Source organism: Saccharococcus sp. Marseille-Q5394, assembly GCF_946901335.1.
In the GTDB taxonomy this organism is placed as follows: domain Bacteria; phylum Bacillota; class Bacilli; order Bacillales_A; family Planococcaceae; genus Sporosarcina; species Sporosarcina luteola_C.
On the sequence record NZ_CAMPPQ010000001.1, the window covers coordinates 501204 to 520585 of the forward strand.

Below are 19382 nucleotides of genomic sequence, written 5' to 3' on the forward strand. Positions count from 1 at the left end.
TTTATTTCTGCATCTTATCATATATCAAGTACGAATATGGTATCCCATCTTCCGTAAACTGATCGGCCGATTGAGAAACAAGTTTCCAGCTATCATCGATTTCAGGGAAAAACGTATCCCCATCAAACTCTTTGCGGATGACCGTTATGTATAAACGATCAGCAATATCCATCGTTAACTTGAAGATTTCAGCGCCCCCAATAATAACAACTTCATCGGAATACGCTTCCGCTCGTTCAATTGCTTTGTGGAGGTCATGGAACACTTCTACCCCATCGGCTACATAATCTTTGTTGCGTGTGACGATAATATTCAAACGGCCAGGTAACGGCCGTCCAATTGATTCAAACGTTTTTCTTCCCATAACCATGGCCTTGCCCATCGTTACTTTTTTAAAGTATTTCAGCTCTTCCGGGATATGCCACGGCATTTTATTATCAATGCCGATCACCCGGTTTAGATCATATGCCACAAGTAAAGAAATCATATTTCACCATCCTCCTTCTTCGTTACGTCTATACTCCGGGCGCCAGAAGCTCGGGGTCATAAGTCAAAGCTGCTCTGTGGCAATAGACGCCACGCCGCATCTTCGCCTTGTGCCTATCGCTTCTAGGCAGGCGCCCTTTGCTTTTGGTTTATACCGCAATTGGAGCTTTGATTTTCGGATCAGGATCATATCCTTCAACCGAAATGTCTTCATATGTCAATTCAAATATCGATTTGTCTTCCGTATTCAATTTCAATGTAGGCAATTTTTTCGGAGTTCTTGATAATTGTTCTTTTACTTGCTCCAGATGATTCAAATAAAGATGCGCATCACCAAGCGTATGGACAAATTCTCCGACTTCCAAATTACATTCATGCGCAATCAAATGAACAAGCAATGCATATGAAGCAATATTGAAAGGCACACCAAGGAATACATCTGCACTTCTTTGATAGAGTTGGCAGGAAAGCTTACCATCCGCTACGTAAAATTGGAATAATGCATGGCATGGCGGCAAAGCCATATCATTCACTTCGGATGGATTCCAGGCAGTGACAATATGTCTTCGAGAATCCGGATTTCGTTTTATCCCATCAATCAACTGTTCAATCTGGTCTATGACGCCTTCTCCCGCATTCCAAGACCTCCATTGCTTTCCGTATATCGGTCCCAGATCTCCATATTTCGCTGCAAATTCATCGTCCTCAAGAATACGTTTTTTATAAGCAACCATTTCCATTTTATATGTATTTGCGAACTCCTCATCTCGAAGACTGCGCCTGCCGAAATCTGCCATGTCCGGACCTTCGTATTCCGAACTTTCCACCCATTTTTCGAAACCCCACTCATCCCAAATCGGATTTCGGTCATTAATTAACGTTCGAAGAGTTGTGTCACCTTTTAAAAACCATAACAATTCTGAGGCAATTAGGCGGAATGCTGTTTTTTTTGTTGTCATCAAAGGGAATCCTTCTTGCAGGTCGAATCTCATCTGATAGCCGAACACGCTAATTGTCCCTGTTCCTGTTCTATCCTCTTTCACAGTCCCTTTTTCAAGAATATGGGAGCATAACTCTAAGTATTGTTTCATGTACTAAATCCTCCTTGTGCTTACTTGACAGTATATCAAAAATAATAACCAATATCGCCTTGGCGGCATTGCAACAGGAGTTTTTATTGAATGCGGTCGATAAACCTTCTAGAAAACCATTCCCTTATAAACTGAAACACTCCGGTACTCCTATAATGTATACACCCTATCCTAGTTGCAATGTTCCAAAATAATTCTTACTTTCGTTGCATATAGTAGGATTGAATATGAGTAGGGGATGTGGTTACCATTATAGAAAGAGCACTGCTATTCATCATTATTTTAAGAGTAATTTCAGGGAGTATAGAAATAACAGCTGCCGCATTCATGTTTAAGTTCAATGATTTGGAAAAAGCCTTTTATATTAATTCGCTACTTGCTTTAGTAGGTCCATGTATTTTAATTGTTACAACTGGACTAGCCTTACATGGCCTGGCTGATAAAATTTCATTAACTAGAATGGTTTGTCTATTCGCCGGAATTTCCCTCATCCTTTTTAGTTTGAAATCAAATTAAAGGTTCATTATTTACATATCTGCATTATAAAAAGGACCCTTACAGCTCAAAACTGCTGTTAGGTCCTTATTATTCATTCCACAGAAATGGACAGTAAAACCTTCACTGATTGAAGAATCGCTTTATGTTACTTTATTCGATTCTTCAATTTCATCGACTTTAATGAACTTAACAACAATGAACGTTAAGATAACACCGAGTACACTTGCGATAATATAACTTCCTTTAAGAAAATCTTTCATGGCTAGTGACATAATAGGAGGACCTGCTGCAACACCGATAAATCTTGCTGAACTATAAAAAGAGGAAACGGTACCTCTTAACTCCTTTTTTATATTCTCCGTAATAATTGCGTCAAGTGCAGGCAATAAAGCGCCAATTGCGATGCCTACTGCACTCGTTACGACTAACAGAAGGATCAGTTTTTTGCTCGTAAACCCAACAAAAATGACACTTGCGGACATTGCGATCAAGCAAAAAATCATTACTTTTTTAATGGTCGGTAGATCCCCTTTAATTTTCCGACCGGAAACAAAAGAAGCAACACAAAAAAACAATAGTGGAATTGCAAGGACGAAACCTTTCTTAATGCCCTTTATATCATGGACTTTTTCAAGGTTTTCCGATAAGAAAAATAACATACTGAATAAAACAAGCATTACAAGAACCCCATTAAGAAATACGGTATACAGCCATTTGCCTTCTGTTTTAAATATTTTTTTTGTGTTCCCTAAAAACTTTTTAAACTTTACTGGCACATCTTTTTCTTTTGGGACTTTAACAAAGAAAAATATGAGTACAATTGAAATTAAACTCAGCGCTGAAATGGAGAAGAACGGAAGGAACCAGAATATAGCGGCAAATACTGAACCTAAGATGGGGGCTAACACTTTTCCAAACGCGTTCGATGTTTCAATAATACCTAAGCAAGAACTCGTTTTTTCGCTGTCGTCTTGATATAGGTCTCCTACGAGTGGCAATACAATTGGCATGGCTCCGGCCGTCCCTATCCCCTGTAAAACCCGACCGATAATAATTATCGAGTAAGGGTCTTCCATCTTCCATGAAGCAAACCCAGCTACCAGACCTCCGAATAAAGAAACGATTAAACTAGGTAATATCACCATTTTTCGCCCAAAGCGATCTGATAAGTAACCTGCTACTGGTATAAGGAAAATAGCCGCAACCGAATAGCTCGTAATGATCATACTCGATTGAAATGATGTAATTCCAACCTTGTCTTCCAATATAGGAAGTACAGGGATAAGCATGGAATTTCCTAGCGTCATGATGAGAGGAATTGAAGCCAAACTTACAATACACCATGCACTCACTTTATCAATACTTTTTTCCAAAACCACACCTCGTCCAATCAAAAATTTTGCTGATTAAAGGTATGGTTTCCTTACGTGTTTAATTTATGCGCTAAACCACTTTATACCTAATCCCTTCCCCAAATCAAATCAATAATGACTTTTTTTCTCGGCACGCGTACATTGTACAACCATCTAACAATAGTCGTCGATACCCATTGGCAAACCAAAGCTTGAATAATGATTTCCCATACAATGACGTAACCAGTTAAAACAAAGATGGCGCCATTGATCCAAAATAGAGACTTTCCTGGATTGATTCTCTTATACTTGGCAATGATCAACGCGATGACTCCTACGCCACCATTTGATACGCCCTGTCTAAGAAGAATGGCAATTCCAGTACCCAAAAAAATAGATCCGAATAATAAGTCGAGCGATACTGATGAGAATGGGGAATCCATAGACACTTCAAACAGACTAACAGAAACTGAGGTGATGGTTATCCCAAAGAGGGTGCCGATTGTACTTTTGCCGCCAAGAAAATGCAAGGCAAATAATAACATAGAAGCATTCATGATCCATAGGGCTAAACTTAACGGGATTCCGAACCAATAGTTCAGCAAGACAGTAAAGCCGCCCGCTCCACCTGAAGGGATATAGTTTGGAAATAAAAACACGCCCATGGCAAAGCCTTGAATAACTGCCCCTGTTGCCACAAGAATATATTTTCTGAAGAAGCTGCTACTATTTTTTTCTATGGGTTGTCTACGTGCTCTTTTTTTCACTTGGCATCATCCTAATTAGGTATAGCACAATGGGTTGTGCTGTATCAGTCTATGCTTGGACAAAAGAATGGATACCATAATTTCGCCGTGGCATTCGTCTATCGAATGCCACGGCAACTTCTCATAAAACCGCTTTAGGCACGGGTTTGAGGTGATAACTAATCTCTTCCGTCCTGTCCGGTTCGCTAGGATTTGGCTCATGAAGAATCTGATCCAATATTAGTTTGACTATGGAAGTGAAGGTGACATGATCCCGTTGTCTAGGCCTCGGTAGCGGAATCGTTACATCCTGGGCAATCAGCCCGTCTTGGAGCAGGATAACTCGATCTGCTAACGTAACCGCTTCTTCCACATCATGTGTAACGAGTAATGCCGTAAACCCGTGTTTCTGCCATATATTTTCGATTAAGCTCTGCATCTCCAGTCGGGTGAACGCATCGAGTGCTCCAAGCGGTTCATCGAGGAGCAATAGACTAGGCTTATGGATGAGGGCCCTCGCCAATGCAACCCGCTGTTTCTGACCTCCAGATAGTTTGGCAGGCCACTCTTTAATCCGATGTTCTAGACCGACATGTTTCAAAACTGTCATAGCCTCTTCTCGGTGAGATCCTTTCAAACCTAATTCAACATTCTCCAAAACCCTCTTCCAAGGCAGTAAACGTCCATCTTGGAACATCATGCACGATTGCCGATTGATGGACATCAATTGTTCTTGTTCAATCAGGATCTGTCCTTCCGATGGTTTCTCCAAGCCGGAGAGTAGCCGGAGCAACGTGCTTTTCCCACAGCCGCTCTTTCCAACAATCGCGACAAATTCCCCTTTACATATGTTCAAAGATAACTGATCAAGTACGATCGTACCATTATATGATTTCTTCAAATCCCTGAGCTGTACGTGAAATTGTTCTTCTTTCATGCTATCCTCCATTCCTATTGTTGTTTTGCATAACTCGGATGCCATTTTAGCCATCGTTGTTCGAGGAAACGTGCAATCATATCAGATAGTTTACCGAGGAAGGCATACAGTAAGATACTCAGGATAATGACATCCATTTGCATGAATTCCCGGGCATTCATCGCCATATAGCCTATTCCGGCTGTGGAGGAGATGGTTTCAGCAACAATAAGGGTGATCCACATCATTCCTAGCGAAAAGCGGATTCCGACTAAGATGGAGGAGAGTGCTCCCGGGAAGATCACATTGAAAAATAGGGAGACTTTACTCAGCCCATACATCTTTCCCATCTCGATTAGCCCTGAGTCGACAGATTTAATGCCGTGGTACGAATTAATGTAGATTGGGAAGAGTACCCCTAAAGCAACGAGGAAAATTTTTGCTTCTTCCCCAATCCCAAACCATAGAATGACAAGTGGAATTAGTGCCAGATGTGGAATGTTCCGCAGCATCTGTACAGATGTATCAAGTACCATTTCAGATGTACGGAATAATCCGTTCACGATACCTAAAATGAACCCGATACTTCCTCCGATCAAGAAGCCGTTTACAGCCCTCCCAAGGCTCACCCAAACGTGATGGAACAGTTCACCGGATTGTGTCAGCTCAACTGCCGCAAGGAGAACATCCGACGGTGCAGATAGGATTTTAGCTGACAGGATTCCTGTCATGCTGGCTATTTGCCAAATGAACAGAAGCAGGAAGGGTACAACCCAAGGGAGGGTTTTGTAAAGGGTCTTCGTAAATGCGGGTCTCATTTCCCCCCATCCTTTTCAAATGAAAATATCCTTTCCTTTATGTTGATTTTTGTCGGGATAATTCCTAATTCATAAAATGTGTCTGCGATGGACTGCTGTTCAGCTATGATTTCATCGGAAATCTCTTTCTCTACTCCATGTACCCGTCTATCAACCGCTAGCTTCATGGAAGCTTCATCAATCCCTAAAATATCTGAGAGCATCTTCGTAAGTTCTTCAGGATTTTCATTGGCCCAGTTACTGGAGTTCTGGATTTCATCGATTACTTCCTTCAAAATGTCACTATGTTCACCTGCAAAATCTGACGATGAGAGAAAGAAATCACGGTCCGTAGTTAACCCTTCACCGTTTACTAAAAGTCGCGCACCTGTTGATACTTCTGTGTCGGCCGTATAGGGATCCCAAACCACCCAAGCATCGATGTCTCCTTGTTCGAACGCAACGCGAGCATCTCCCGGCGATAGAAATGCTGGTGTAATATCCTCATACTTCAGGTTTGCTTTCTCCAAAGCTTTCACAAGTAAATAGTGGGAGCTTGAACCCTTAGCAAAACCGATTGTTTTTCCTTTCAAATCCTCAAGTTCTTGGATGGGTGAGTCAGCCTTCACCAAAATCCCTGAGCCTTCGAACTTCGAGAACGCCACAGCTATATATTGCAGCGAAGAACCCGAGGCCTGTGCAAAGACCGGAGGAGAATTACCTGTTCTTCCAAAATCGACACTCCCGGCATTCAAAGCTTCGAGAAGAGCTGGCCCTGCTTGAAATTCATTCCACTCAACTTTATATCCGAGCGGTTCTAACCTTTTCTCTAACGTTCCTAAGTTCTTCAAGATGAACAAAGGACCATTTTTCTGATAACCGATCCGAATTTTCTGGTCTGCAGTGGTTTGTGGTTTTGCATCTTCAGTGGTGCCACAAGCGCTCAAGACCAATCCCATAACTAAAAGCAGGCTCCCCAATAATGCTAACTTATGTTTGAATCTCTTTCCGATCAACAGTGGTACACATCCCCTCAATATTTCAGCTATTTACTAGTAGTTGGGCAAATAGCTGGTTCATACCAAAGTATGCATAGAGGTGAATAAGGGCTTAGGCGTGTTCCCTGTAAACAAGAAAACCGACCTTCCCTGAATAGGAAAAATCGGTTTTGTTAGTTCGCATAAAATGCGTTTGTCTCTCCTCTGATATTCAATAGTAGTTTATTGAAGTGTAAAACGTCAGCCCAACATCTCCATTACGGTAGTAAAAAAACACTCGTTATTCCGACGAGTGTTTTAACATTTTTATGATAACCATTTTGGCGGTGTGTTCTTGGACCAATATATATCACCAAGAGAATGATGCACTATGAAACCGTCTTCTGCGGTATGGTAGTGGAAGTTATAGAAATAACCGTCTAGTGGCCGTTTTTCGGTACGTACATGAAAGCGTATAAGATCTTTATTGTCATCTTTGTCAGTAACATGAAACATTTTCTCTGCGTAATCACCGGAAGGAGTCTCAGTAATGGAAAGCATTCGATTCCCAAGTCCTCCAGTAGACGCTACCGTCTGTTGAATAACCTCTTCAATCTTCGGGTAAATATTGCTATCAAATTCATTTTGAATGACAGGACCTATTCTTGATCCAAATTTCAAGTATGCCAATTCCTTGGCGGGCTGCAATAAAGCATCTTCAATTGATAGAGTATGTTCAAATGATTCTCGCTCAAAAACGGAATCTTCTAATCCTAACTGTAAGTCATGTTTGGAGGTAGTCGGAATGCCAGCTTGCCTCGTGTCGTCTTTCGGATGCAGATTCGTCCATATCTCATGGTTTGGTGAAATAACACCAAGCGTCAGGACCGCAACGAGTGCGATAATAAGGTTTTGCAAATGTTTTTTCATCAGGCCACCTGCTTTTTATGTATTTGGAAATTTCCCATTACAGAATCGCTATTTTTATTCTATTTATCAATTACAAATCGTCTTTCCTAATATTACGAAAAGGATTTGTAAAGGTTTCATATTTCTTAAATTCATTGTACAATAAAACTGAAGATTATTGTGAGGTTTTATGAAGGAGGTTTTATAAATGAACGTAGAATTACTTATGGGAATTGGAATGCTCGCACTCGTCCTTTATTTAAGCTCATTGAACTTTACAAATTGATACAAAAAGCCGTCCAAACAGTAAATGTATGGACGGCTTTTTTCATCTGGATAAGTAACCGAAATGGAACTTGGTGTTCGATCTAATTTTACGATGCATGGCGAATTGGCTGAATACGTTTGAATCGAACCTGTCTTTCACGACAACGCGTCGGTTGCATACTCGGAATGCTTCCTGCATCCACTTTTCAGTCAAGGAAGTATGTACGCCTGCTTGCCGTAGTGGTTTGAAATTCGACGATTCTTCGATCGGAGCATGGAACATAGGGTCGATGTACACGACATCCCACGAACGATCGGGCTGATTCGCCAAAAACTCAATCGCTTCAGAATGAATGACTTCAATGTTCTGCATGGCCATCTCCAACGCCTCGAAAGTGGCAGGAAAACTTCGAAGACCCTTTTTTACTACAAAAGCAACAGTCGGATCTGCTTCCAATCCTACACATTTCCCATCTGCCCCTATTATATGAGAAGCAACAATGCTATCCGACGCTAATCCTAGCGTACAGTCAAGGAATGTATCACCTTCCGTTAATGCACTCGCCTCAACGAGTGGATCTGGCTCCCCTTTACTAATGCGCTTTAAACGGAAAGCTGCCGAATTCGGATGAAAAAATAACGGCTGTTCCATCCCCTCACGGAATAGTTCATAACGGTCTTTACCTGCGACAAGGACATCGGCATCGTATTCGCGCTGCATGCGTAAAATGGAACGTTTTTTCCTTTCGACAACCGGAAAACCAAGCTCCGAACTTGCAATCTCGGCTACTTTGTACGTAGTCGGATCTGGTCTACCTGCCGTCGTGATAATTGTTTTATTTTGCACAAACTTGTTCAAGGACGCCGCTCAGATGATCTTTGATCTGTTCCATTTCAAAATTCTCGATTTGCTCCCTTGGAATGAAGTAGGCAAGCGCTCCGTCTTTCCATACAGCGATGGAAGGTGAGCTTGGAGGTACTTCAGGGAAATAGCTTCTCATCATCTCTGTCGCTTCTTTGTCCTGGCCGGCAAACACTGTAAATAGATGATTCGGTGCTGCTTCAACCGTTTGCAGCGCTTCCCTCACTGCCGGTCGGGCAAGTCCTGCTGCACAACCGCAAACTGAATTAATGACAATCAATGCGGTCCCTTCAAGTGATTTCATTTTCTCCTCAACTTGCTCAGCTGTCGTCAGCTCCGTAAAGCCCGATTGAACGAGTTCCTCCCTCATCGGTTTTACAATGCCTTTCATATACTCATCGTAAGCATTCATAATTCATTCCCCTTTCGACAAATCGATACTATCGCTCTCATTCTACATTGAATACGAAGCAATTTCATGTATTCAATAGTATTGAACAGTGACCTATCGATTGAGTTGACATAATATTATTACGTTAATGATTTTTTATTGTTTGGCAGAATTGCCGTGTACTTCCGTCATTTGCTTCCAGATGGAACCTTTCGCTTCCTCACCTTCAGTGATTCTTGCAATGGCCATTCGGACTTGCAGCTTCACTTCGAATTCAGAATCGTTTTCTGCTTCATGCAAAACAGTTAACGCGTTTTCAGTCCCCGATTCGTATAGGAACATGGCAGCGCGCCATCTCACAAGCTTGTTCTTATCTTTCAATGCCTCTATTGCAGCGTTTTCAAAGCCTGCAAATCCTAAATCACTCATGCAGTCTCCTGCCGTTCTCCGCACCGCCCAACTTTTATCCTTTAATGCTTTTTCCACGTAAGGAATGACAGATTCATCCTCGATCATTCCAAGATAAACAGTTGCAAGCCGGCGAATAGACATTTTTTCATCTTCCAGCGCACATTCTAGCAAAGGGAGATCTGTTACATCGGGATCGGGCATCTGATCAATCAGTTGGAAACGTTTTTCCCACTCTTTTACATTAAAATCTTCCAATGTAACTTTACGTTTCTTCTCTTCGAGGTTACCCTTCCCTTGCTGCGACTGATTTATTATTTCATGTAAGCGTTCCTCAGGATAAGCGGCTTCGACTTCTTGGACGACTGTTTCCCCAATTTCCTGTTTGTCACCGTACCGGATGCCGTAATCTGCCCATTTCCGAAGGAGGATATAGTTTTCCACTTCCGTACTATGCACTTTTTCCATCGCTATGCTAAACCGTTCACTAAGACCAAAACGCAGCTCCGAATCGCTATCGAACACTTTAACTTGCAGAGGGATGTCTTTATACGTTTGGACATGGACATACACTTCACCATAATGATCATCTGGAGCTTTTTCCAAATTCCTCTCTACATCCACTGAATCTTTGTTAAATACTCCTTGCACTTCAGCAAGGATGTCTTCCCATGCAATAGTACCTACACGTTCAATCGCCATGAAATCCATTACATGATATATCCCTTTTACACCTTTAATAGATAGCATTTCCGACACTGGATAGGGTGCATGTTCCGCATCTTCTTTCTTATAATTATAACTGACACCCATCGGGAGCTCTTCGTCCACAATAAGTTTCATCGAGTTCGGACTAGGGGTCGGTTCTATTGTTACAATCTTCATTGCCAACACTCCTCTCATTCTTGTTCGGATATTTCCTGTAAATATGCCCATCGCTCAATTAGACGCTCATATTCAGCATTCAATTCATCCAATTCTTTTGTCAATTCACGTAAAAGATCGTAGTTGGAACCGGATTCGACCATTTGGGCTTCAGTAAGTTCGATTTTAGACTCGATGTCTTCGACACTTTTTTCAATTGTATCCCATTCCTTTTTCTCCGAATAAGTCATTCGTTTCTTCATCGGAACCGATTCCCTCGGTTGTGGATCTTGAATGATTTTTTCGGATGAGGCATCGTCAGTTTTCACCGATTCCGATTCTAGATATTCCGAGTAGAGGCTGTAATGGACCTCTACGTTCCCTGACCCGTCCAATACCCAAAGCTTTGTAGATGTCCTGTCAAGGAAAAAACGATCATGGGAGATCGTTAACACGACACCCGGGAATGAATCAATAAAGGTCTCTAGTACGGATAACGTCTCGATATCAAGGTCGTTTGTCGGTTCATCGAGCAACAGCACATTGGGCTGTTCCATTAGTAATTTCAATAAGTATAACCGTTTTCTTTCCCCGCCGGACAGTTTTCCGATCGGCGTGCCATGTGACGAGGAAGGAAACAAGAAGCGCTCCAGCATTTGAGTAGCCGATATCCGTGTCCCACTACTATCTTCTATATCGTTTGATGTTTCTCTTATATATTCAATGATGCGCTTATTTTCGGCCATTTTCGGCAACTGCTGATGAAAATGCGCTATTCTTACTGTTGATCCCATTTCAATCGAACCGCTATCAGGTTCGAGATCTTTCGCAAACAACTTCATAAGGGTGGTTTTGCCAGCTCCATTCGGACCGACAATAGCTATCCGATCCCCCGATTGTAAAATGCAACTGAAGCGAGAGATGATTTTTTTATCCTCATATGCTTTTGAAACTTCATTAGCTTCAATCACTTTCTTGCCTAAACGGGATGTTTTCAGCGTCACATCCATGTCACCCGCAGAACCTTCCTTTTTCAAGTTCTCCTGCAGTTCTTCAAAACGTCCGATCCGCGCTTTTTGTTTTGTCGATCTGGCCTTCGCTCCACGTCTGATCCACTTTAACTCTGTCCGGTACCGATTTTGCATCTTTGCGTCCGTCGCTTCCGCCATCTCTTCACGGATTGCCTTCGCTTCCAAATAATCGGCAAAATTTCCGGTGTGGGTATATAACTTGCGATCAGCCAACTCGTAAATGTGGGTAGAGACCGCATCAAGGAAATAGCGGTCATGAGTAATGAACATGACGGCCCCTTGCTCACTTTTCAAATACTCCTGCAGCCAAGTGATTGATTGGACATCGAGATGGTTCGTCGGTTCATCCAAAAGTAAAAGATCCGCCGGTTCAATAATTACTTTCGCCAAAGCCACACGTTTCTGTTGACCTCCAGAAAGCTCGCCCATTTTCTTATCAAATGTATCAATTCCTAATTTCGTCAGGACCATCCGCGCTTTCGTGTTTAAATCCCATGCCGATTTTGCGTCCATCTCATTTTGGACACGCGAGAACCTTTCTTGATTCTCTTTCGAGGATGAGTCGGTTTCAAGTGCGGCAAGCGCATTTTCATACTCCAAATTCAATTTGATAATTGGCGCATCTGACATGAATACTGTTTCCATTACTGTTTTGTCCGGATCAAGTACAGGTGTTTGCGGTAAGTAAGAAATACTGTACTTATTCGGATGATCCATTCTGACGGAATCCGCATCCTCGGTTCCGGCGATAATGGAAAGCAATGTTGACTTGCCAGTCCCATTAATTCCGATCAAGCCGACTTTATCCCCATTTATGATTGTGAAGGATATATCACGGAACAACGTTTTTTCTCCAACACTTTTTGTTAGGTTTTCAACAATCAATTGGCTCATAACAACACATCCATTTCTACTAACTGCATATCTACATGATAGCTCAAATTCAAACATTTTTGAACGTAGACGTACCGTTCCCTACAAAACAGTTCCAAAAGCGAAAGTTCCGGACAGATATTTCACTATAAACCTAATTTTAAAAATACAGCAGGTGTCAGAAAACATTATATTATCACGGTAAAAACAAATTTAAAATTGCCTATTTTTATTTTGACAATATAATTAATTTGTCTATATAATAATGAAATACTTAAAGGAGGCAACATTTCAAATGTCACAAATAACGAAAGAGCAAATTGTTGAAAGCGTTCCCCAAAAAGGATTCTTCGGTCATCCAAAAGGCCTTTTCACTTTATTTTTTACAGAATTTTGGGAACGTTTTTCCTATTATGGAATGAGGGCAATCCTCCTCTTCTACATGTACTACGAGGTTACCAAAGGCGGACTCGGAATTAGTGAGACGACAGCACTTTCCATCATGTCCATTTATGGTGCACTCGTCTATATGTCCGGCATAATCGGAGGATGGCTCGCAGACCGTCTGTTCGGAACGTCGAAAGCCGTTTTCTACGGCGGAATTCTGATCATGTTTGGCCATATTGTCCTTGCAATGCCAGGAGGAGCGACAGCGCTCTTCATCTCAATGGGATTGATTGTTCTTGGGACAGGTCTATTGAAACCGAACGTTTCGAGCATCGTCGGAGATATGTATGACATTAACGATATTCGCCGTGATTCAGGCTTCAGTATTTTCTATATGGGCATTAACATGGGTGGATTCCTCTCTCCTTTGATTGTAGGAGAGATCGGATTGAAATATAACTTCCATCTTGGATTCAGCATCGCTGCAGTCGGGATGTTCTTCGGGCTTGTCATGTTCATGTTGACGAAAAAGAAAAATTTGGGTCTTGCGGGTACTCAAGTCCCTAATCCATTGAAGCCTGAAGAACGCAAACGCTTCATGTTGACTACTTTGGGGGCTGTAGTTGTCTTAGTCATCCTTATGGTCATTTCCATTCCTAGAGGATGGCTCACATTCGAATCATTCATCGGGCTTGTAGGGATCCTTGGATTCTTAATTCCTTTCTGTTATTTCGTCGTCATGTATCGAAGCAAAAAGACGAATTCAGATGAAAAATCAAGAATTCTTGCCTACATTCCATTGTTTTTGGCTTCTGTCATGTTTTGGTCGATTGCAGAACAAGGTTCAACGATTTTAGCGCTCTTTGCAGACAAGCGAACGAACTTGGATGTTTTCGGCTTCCATATTTCGCCTGCATGGTTCCAATCGTTTAATCCATTGTTCATCATCGTGCTGGCGCCGATCTTTGCCTGGTTGTGGATTAAAATGGGCAATCGCCAACCGACGATTCCACAAAAATTCTCGTTCGGAATTCTGTTTGCAGGACTTTCGTTCATAGTCATTCTGTTGCCGGCCTATTTCGGTGGAGCGGATACGCTTGTGAATCCACTTTGGCTTGTGCTAAGCATCTTCATTGCAGTATTAGGCGAACTTTGCCTTTCACCGGTTGGATTATCCGCAACGACGAAGCTTGCGCCTGCGGCCTTCTCCGCGCAGACGATGAGCTTATGGTTCCTGTCGAACGCAGCGGCTCAAGCATTGAATGCACAGCTAGTGAAGTTTTACTCCGCTGAAACAGAAATGATGTATTTTGGGATCATTGGCGGTGTGGCGATCGCGTTAAGTCTAATTCTATTCGCCATCTCTCCAGTTATTTCGAAGTTTATGAAGGGTGTCCATTAATTAAATAAAATCTTTAGTAGCAATACTGTTCGCAGTATTGCTTTTTTATTTTCAATAGATTGTTCTCCTCTGAAAATTAAAATGATATGATAGAATTAAAAGTCAATTCAGTTGTGGAAAAGGGGATAGATTATGATTTTGGGATTGTCGATCATTTTAGCTTTAGTTTTGTTCCTACCCTTTACAATCCAATTCGTCGAGCGCAATTTGGAAGTTTTCCTTTTCGTTATGGGGATTGCAGCTGTCATAGTCAGCGGAGTTTTGAATAAGGATTTAGTGTTGAAGGCGCTGGAAGACCCAATACATATTACGATTGCCGTCATAGTGGCTGGCCTCATTTTCAAATGGTTGCAGAAGCCTTTTGAAAAAATGATTAAAGGAGTAAGCCGGATACTACCATTCAGACTATTTCTAGCGCTGGTCATCATTATCCTGGGAATTGTTTCAAGTGTCATCACGGCAATCATCGCAGCTCTTGTTTTAGTTGCGATCGTCAGTGTTTTGGAACTGGATCGCAAATCGGAAGTCCGGTTTGTCATACTCGCCTGTTATTCGATTGGAATGGGGGCTGTATTAACTCCAATAGGTGAACCTCTATCCACGATCGCAACAAGTAAGTTGGATGAAAATTTCTTTTATCTCTTAAGACTTATTGGACCTGATGTTATCCCTGGAGTATTCGCTTTCGGCTTATTGGCAATTATGTTAATCCGCCCCGTCAAAAAGTACGGGGGCTTAAAAGCTAAGCAAGGGAAAGAATCATTGTTGGATATCCTGATTAGAGGATTTAAGGTTTATCTATTCGTTATGGCGTTGACTTTATTGGGTGCAGGCTTCGAACCGTTCATAAAAAGATTCCTTTTGGACTTGAACCCATATATTCTGTACTGGATCAATATGATTTCTGCCGTACTAGATAACGCAACGCTTGCAGCTGCAGAAATTAGCAGTGAAATGGACGAACCTACAATTAAAGCAATCTTGCTAGGTCTACTCATAAGTGGTGGGATGCTAATCCCCGGGAATATCCCGAATATTATCGCTGCTGGCAAATTGAATATTAAAAGTGTCGAGTGGGCAAGATTCGGAGTTCCAATCGGTTTGATTGCAATGGTCATCTATTTCATTGTAATTGTCATATTCGGATAAAAAACGGCCAGTCACTGGATTATGAACCAGTGGCCGGCCGTTTTTTTATTTCTTTTTCGTAAGACGTCCCAGTAGGAATGCCCCAGCAGCTAAGCCAATCATTGTATTTGTCTTCTTTGTAAACACCTGTTTCACGACTAGGTTCATATTTTGCGGTCTCTCAGCAAGGCGACGCATGAAATAGCCGTACCAATCTTGGCCAAATGGAACGTATGTACAGAAGTTATACCCTTCTTTTGCTAAATCCAATTGCATGTCCTTCCTGAAACCATATAACATTTGAAATTCAAATTTGTCGTTCGGGATATTATTGTCTTTGACGAATTGCTTCACATGGTTAATGACATTATGATCATGTGTCGCAATGGATGTAAATTTACCGTTCAACAAATGCCATTCAATCAATTTGATATAATTTTTATCGATATCCTGTTTATCTTGGTATGCGACTTCCGCTGGCTCTTTATAAGCCCCTTTGACGATTCTGAGTCGGTAATCTTTATGCTTGTACAAATCTTCCTCCGCGCGGAAAAAGTAAGCTTGGATGACCGTTCCGATATTGTCGTACTTAGCTGAAAGTTCGTCCAATAGATTGAATGATGGCTGGAGTCGGGCATGGTCTTCCATGTCGAAATTGACAAAAATCCCGTATTCATTTGCCGCAGCTACGATTTCTTCAATGTTTTCCTTACAGAAATCATAGTCGATATCAAGGCCAAGTTGGGAAGGTTTTAATGAGATATGCGCATCCACTTCATTTTCATGGATAGCTTCAATGACTGCAAGTATTTGTTCTTTTGCAGTAATCGCTTCTTCTTTATCAAAGACGAACTCGCCCAGATTGTCGACAGTGCAAGAGATGCCATGTTTGTTCAATTCCTTAATGCTTTCAATCGTTTCAGCAATGTTTGTTCCTGCTACAACGTTTTGCGCGCCCATTTGTAAACCGTATTTTTTTGCAGCATTATTCAGAAATTGGTTTTGGGATAGGCCGATAAAGAAATCTTTTAACATTTCCATTACTCCTCATTAATAATTTACTTTTCACAAATGCATTATATCATAGCATCCACTTTTCACCACCAAATTTAGAAATAAGAATTTATAACTATAGTGCATTGACAAGGATGCCGATGAAGGCAGACGATAGAAAACGGATCCCCTTCCCTCGTCTGCCTTTTAATATACATATATAGTTAATCGACTCTCGAGTAACCTCCAAATTCTTTCTCAAGAAACGAACCGAGCGAAAAGATAGCATCTTCATTTCCGTTTTTGCCAATGATTTGCAGACCGATCGGCATCCCATCACGATCCTTTCCGATTGGGACAGTCAGGGAAGGAAGCCCCCATGTGTTCGCATACGCCGCAAACGGCATGTAATTCAGGAAAGTCTTTCTAATTGAAAAAATCTCTTTATAAACAATTCCATGGGGTGGGGCTGCGGTATGATACACCGGCATGACAACCAATCGTTTTGTTAAATAATCTTCCAAGAATTCATCGCCCTGATTTAGTAGATTCCCAATTTCCTCCTGTCGTTTACGTGATGGTTTGAACAGGGATGTACCGATTAAAGCCCATGAAAGATAACGATGAATATCAGAAGTCCCACTTGTCCTTTCTTTTAAATAGGCTGTAAGCGGGCTTCCCTTTCCATTCCGGAATGCTGTCTTTCTAGTCGACTCTCCTCCATCTATCGACATGATTTCCTGCCAAAGAACTGCTGATTCCTTGAGGTATGGCAAAGGTTCCCTTTCTGCCGTGTACGTATTTTTCAAGGACAGATATACGTTGTTCAATAACTTTACCGTCTCATCGGAGATCGGTAGTTCGGTAGTTCGGAATACATTAATCGAAAAATCTGCGATGTCCCGATCTTCAATTTGGTGTTCCGCGATAATCGAATAGATTAGTTTTGCATCCCTTACTGTTTTGACGATCGGTCCGATTCCAAGCATCCTTTGCTGCCATGGATCTTCTACAAACGGGAAGCTGCCAACTTGGGACACTTGCCCTCTTCCTGATTTGAATCCTATGACTCCATTAAAATGACTAGGAAACCGGATGGACCCGCCTATATCGGATCCGAGTCCGGCAGCCGCTGCACCTATAGCTATAGCTGCCCCTTCCCCACCGCTAGATCCGCCCGCTGTTCGCCCTAGATTCCATGGATTATTTGTCCTGCCATACAATTTGTTATCCGTCTCCTGACAAAAACATAATTCCGGTGTATTTGTCTTGCCGATGATGATTGCCCCTTCAGCCTTCAACTTCCTTACAACAACGGAATCTTCTTTCTGCACGGACCCTCTTCTGCTAAGCAATCCTCCTGTCGTTTGCATTCCAACGACATCAAATGACTCTTTCATGCTTATGGGAACGCCGAACAGTGCCCCTTTTGCTTTTCCGTTCGATAATATAACATCTGCCTGTCCTGCTTGCTCCATTGCTGCGTCGAAACGTTCTTCCGCAAGGAAATTCACCGCTGGATTTTTTTCTTTCATCCGATCAATGAATATAGAAGTGACGTCAGAAACAGATATCTCTCCGTCCAGGATCATTTCCCTTATTTTGAAAGCATCTGCGCTCAGAATCGATTCTAAATTTTTCATTTCTCTCCCCACCCTCTCGAACTGCACTACTATTCTATCTATTCATTATAAAGAGAAATCCATTTTTAAACAAATGAATAAAGCCCCTCTCCTATTGGAAAGAAGCTTTACGTAATTACATAAGATTTACGAAGATGACAATAAGTATGATTAGCAACGAGATTCCTAGTGCTGCCCATTGACCGGAATCTGGCTTGTCTGGTCTACTATCCCATTTTTGCATAACTCTCTCTCCTTTACTCTGTACCTTTCTATACAGAATTCCCGACTTCGGGAATCCCTAAACTGACAATTCGATATTCGATTAATTACTTAGTTCAAATATGCTAAACTAGTAAGTAGAAATGGGGTAGTAAGATGTACGTATTTATCATCAATCCGACGTCTGGAAAAGGGGCGGCATTGAAGATCTGGCGTGATATCGAATCGACGCTTCTCGCAAGGAAAATCCATTATGAAGCACATATATGCGTTTCCCCGGAGTTGACAAGAACGTATATAATGGAAATATATTCATCACAATCAATTAAGGCTTTCATTGTAGTCGGCGGGGACGGTACAGTGAGCTCTGTTCTACAACAATTGGCCGTTTGGAACATTCCATTGGCTGTTTTTCCAGCAGGCTCGGGAAATGATGTCGCTAGAAACTTCGGTTTGGTTGCCGAACCAGAGCAATTTGTCGAGTTGCTGGCTGCTGATGAAAAGATATTGGCGGATCTATTATATGTAAATGGAACCTATGGAATAACTGTAGCCGGAATCGGGATGGATGCGGAAATCGGTATAAGGGCTGATCGTTCCTTTTATAAAAGATTGCTCAATAAATTCAACCGTGGTTCCGTTGCTTATACAATTTCCGCAATCATTGAATTGCTGATATTCAAGCCATTCCGAGGAAGAATTTTCGTTGATGGGAGCCTAATTCTTCAGACAGACTTATGGCTCTTTGCAGGTGGCAACTTAAAAATGTATGGGGGCGGTCTGACAATTTGTCCTTATGCAGATTATAGCGATGGATTAATAGATGCGACCATTTTACATAATGCTAAACGGTGGAAAGTTTTATCGAGACTTTTTCCCGACCTACTGAAAGGAGAACCTATAATTGCTAAAGAAGTCACCTATTTGAAGGGCAAGGAATTTATTATTGAAGGAAATCGTAAATTACCGTATGTCATTGATGGGGAAATCTTTCATGCTGATAGAATTCATCTCTCAATCCGAACAAAAGCACTGAACCTGGTCGATACATCTAAAAGTTGATTTTCTCATAAAGAAAACGCTTACATTTTTAACTGAATAGTTCACTTTGAAGAATTCATTCAAATTCATTGTTAATTATGAACATTCTTGTGTCCTTC

At 41.6% G+C, this 19382-nt stretch carries 18 protein-coding genes; 4 read left to right on the plus strand and 14 right to left on the minus strand.

The annotated features are described in order from the left end of the window. Position 1: 1 nt before the first annotated feature. Both OC538_RS02500 and OC538_RS02505 read right to left on the minus strand, forming a co-directional pair. Positions 2–487 (minus strand): dihydrofolate reductase, encoded by a 486-nt coding sequence (locus OC538_RS02500; protein ID WP_251694534.1) that lies wholly within the window; start codon positions 485–487, stop codon positions 2–4. Positions 488–635: 148 nt separating this feature from the next. After that, entirely contained in the window at positions 636–1577 is a 942-nt protein-coding gene (locus OC538_RS02505; RefSeq protein WP_262173112.1) for a thymidylate synthase, read from the minus strand. A 240-nt stretch (positions 1578–1817) separates the two neighbouring features. Here OC538_RS02505 and OC538_RS02510 point away from each other — a divergent pair, with 240 nt between their 5' ends. Continuing rightward, on the plus strand, positions 1818–2093 hold the full coding sequence (locus tag OC538_RS02510; RefSeq protein ID WP_251694532.1) for a YqhV family protein: 276 nt from the start codon (positions 1818–1820) through the stop codon (positions 2091–2093). A 122-nt stretch (positions 2094–2215) separates the two neighbouring features. On the opposite strand, the gene OC538_RS02515 is transcribed toward OC538_RS02510, so the two are convergent. The 10 genes from OC538_RS02515 to OC538_RS02560 form a co-directional block, all read right to left on the minus strand. Next, entirely contained in the window at positions 2216–3382 is a 1167-nt protein-coding gene (locus tag OC538_RS02515) for an MFS transporter (protein WP_262175110.1), read from the minus strand. 152 nt (positions 3383–3534) lie between these two features. Further along, the gene (locus OC538_RS02520) at positions 3535–4194 is read right to left on the minus strand and encodes a YitT family protein (protein ID WP_262173115.1); all 660 of its coding nucleotides are present in this window, start codon (positions 4192–4194) and stop codon (positions 3535–3537) included. Between the two features lie 121 nt (positions 4195–4315). Further along, complete coding sequence (locus tag OC538_RS02525) at positions 4316–5110, minus strand: ATP-binding cassette domain-containing protein (RefSeq protein ID WP_262173116.1); 795 nt, start codon at positions 5108–5110, stop codon at positions 4316–4318. A gap of 14 nt (positions 5111–5124) precedes the next feature. Further along, a complete protein-coding gene (gene ssuC, locus OC538_RS02530; protein WP_262173119.1) occupies positions 5125–5907 on the minus strand; it encodes an aliphatic sulfonate ABC transporter permease SsuC in 783 nt (260 codons plus the stop codon). Next, positions 5904–6902 (minus strand): sulfonate ABC transporter substrate-binding protein, encoded by a 999-nt coding sequence (locus tag OC538_RS02535; RefSeq protein ID WP_316044264.1) that lies wholly within the window; start codon positions 6900–6902, stop codon positions 5904–5906. The genes ssuC and OC538_RS02535 overlap by 4 nt, the downstream gene beginning before the upstream one ends. 288 nt (positions 6903–7190) lie before the next feature. Then, complete coding sequence (locus OC538_RS02540; RefSeq protein ID WP_262173120.1) at positions 7191–7793, minus strand: YpjP family protein; 603 nt, start codon at positions 7791–7793, stop codon at positions 7191–7193. Positions 7794–8100: 307 nt separating this feature from the next. Beyond that, positions 8101–8898, minus strand: a complete 798-nt coding sequence (locus OC538_RS02545) for a class I SAM-dependent methyltransferase (RefSeq protein WP_262173122.1) — start codon at positions 8896–8898, stop codon at positions 8101–8103. Further along, positions 8876–9313: a BrxA/BrxB family bacilliredoxin gene (locus OC538_RS02550; RefSeq protein ID WP_285846977.1), complete on the minus strand. Its 438-nt coding sequence runs from the start codon at positions 9311–9313 to the stop codon at positions 8876–8878. Before OC538_RS02550 ends, OC538_RS02545 begins: the two co-directional genes overlap by 23 nt. A 135-nt stretch (positions 9314–9448) precedes the next feature. Beyond that, positions 9449–10585, minus strand: coding sequence for a conserved virulence factor C family protein (locus OC538_RS02555; protein WP_262173124.1), 1137 nt, complete (start codon positions 10583–10585; stop codon positions 9449–9451). Between the two features lie 14 nt (positions 10586–10599). After that, positions 10600–12489 carry an ABC-F family ATP-binding cassette domain-containing protein gene (locus tag OC538_RS02560; protein WP_262173127.1) on the minus strand — a complete coding sequence of 630 codons (1890 nt, stop codon included), beginning with the start codon at positions 12487–12489 and terminating at the stop codon, positions 10600–10602. A gap of 274 nt (positions 12490–12763) precedes the next feature. Here OC538_RS02560 and OC538_RS02565 point away from each other — a divergent pair, with 274 nt between their 5' ends. Then, positions 12764–14257, plus strand: a complete 1494-nt coding sequence (locus OC538_RS02565; RefSeq protein WP_251694523.1) for a peptide MFS transporter — start codon at positions 12764–12766, stop codon at positions 14255–14257. Positions 14258–14389: 132 nt separating this feature from the next. Further along, complete coding sequence (locus OC538_RS02570) at positions 14390–15406, plus strand: DUF1646 family protein (RefSeq protein WP_251694522.1); 1017 nt, start codon at positions 14390–14392, stop codon at positions 15404–15406. A 45-nt stretch (positions 15407–15451) separates the two neighbouring features. Here the strand turns inward: OC538_RS02570 and OC538_RS02575 are convergent, their stop codons facing one another. Next, the gene (locus tag OC538_RS02575; RefSeq protein WP_262173132.1) at positions 15452–16420 is read right to left on the minus strand and encodes a proline dehydrogenase family protein; all 969 of its coding nucleotides are present in this window, start codon (positions 16418–16420) and stop codon (positions 15452–15454) included. Positions 16421–16602: 182 nt separating this feature from the next. After that, positions 16603–18021: an amidase gene (locus tag OC538_RS02580; protein WP_262173135.1), complete on the minus strand. Its 1419-nt coding sequence runs from the start codon at positions 18019–18021 to the stop codon at positions 16603–16605. Positions 18022–18378: 357 nt separating this feature from the next. On the opposite strand from OC538_RS02580, the gene OC538_RS02585 reads away from it, so the two are divergent. Then, on the plus strand, positions 18379–19284 hold the full coding sequence (locus OC538_RS02585; protein ID WP_262173138.1) for a diacylglycerol/lipid kinase family protein: 906 nt from the start codon (positions 18379–18381) through the stop codon (positions 19282–19284). The last annotated feature ends 98 nt before the right edge of the window (positions 19285–19382 follow it).

What these genes read in the sequence shown, in the direction of transcription:
- OC538_RS02500 (WP_251694534.1), bottom strand. Translation starts at nt 487, where the DNA reads ATGATTTCTTTACTTGTGGCATATGATCTAAACCGGGTGATCGGCATT.
- OC538_RS02505 (WP_262173112.1), bottom strand. Translation starts at nt 1,577, where the DNA reads ATGAAACAATACTTAGAGTTATGCTCCCATATTCTTGAAAAAGGGACT.
- OC538_RS02515 (WP_262175110.1), bottom strand. Translation starts at nt 3,382, where the DNA reads ATGACGCTAGGAAATTCCATGCTTATCCCTGTACTTCCTATATTGGAA.
- OC538_RS02525 (WP_262173116.1), bottom strand. Translation starts at nt 5,110, where the DNA reads ATGAAAGAAGAACAATTTCACGTACAGCTCAGGGATTTGAAGAAATCA.
- ssuC (WP_262173119.1), bottom strand. Translation starts at nt 5,907, where the DNA reads ATGAGACCCGCATTTACGAAGACCCTTTACAAAACCCTCCCTTGGGTT.
- OC538_RS02540 (WP_262173120.1), bottom strand. Translation starts at nt 7,793, where the DNA reads ATGAAAAAACATTTGCAAAACCTTATTATCGCACTCGTTGCGGTCCTG.
- OC538_RS02550 (WP_285846977.1), bottom strand. Translation starts at nt 9,313, where the DNA reads ATGAATGCTTACGATGAGTATATGAAAGGCATTGTAAAACCGATGAGG.
- OC538_RS02555 (WP_262173124.1), bottom strand. Translation starts at nt 10,585, where the DNA reads ATGAAGATTGTAACAATAGAACCGACCCCTAGTCCGAACTCGATGAAA.
- OC538_RS02560 (WP_262173127.1), bottom strand. Translation starts at nt 12,489, where the DNA reads ATGAGCCAATTGATTGTTGAAAACCTAACAAAAAGTGTTGGAGAAAAA.
- OC538_RS02565 (WP_251694523.1), top strand. Translation starts at nt 12,764, where the DNA reads ATGTCACAAATAACGAAAGAGCAAATTGTTGAAAGCGTTCCCCAAAAA.
- OC538_RS02570 (WP_251694522.1), top strand. Translation starts at nt 14,390, where the DNA reads ATGATTTTGGGATTGTCGATCATTTTAGCTTTAGTTTTGTTCCTACCC.
- OC538_RS02575 (WP_262173132.1), bottom strand. Translation starts at nt 16,420, where the DNA reads ATGTTAAAAGATTTCTTTATCGGCCTATCCCAAAACCAATTTCTGAAT.
- OC538_RS02580 (WP_262173135.1), bottom strand. Translation starts at nt 18,021, where the DNA reads ATGAAAAATTTAGAATCGATTCTGAGCGCAGATGCTTTCAAAATAAGG.
- OC538_RS02585 (WP_262173138.1), top strand. Translation starts at nt 18,379, where the DNA reads ATGTACGTATTTATCATCAATCCGACGTCTGGAAAAGGGGCGGCATTG.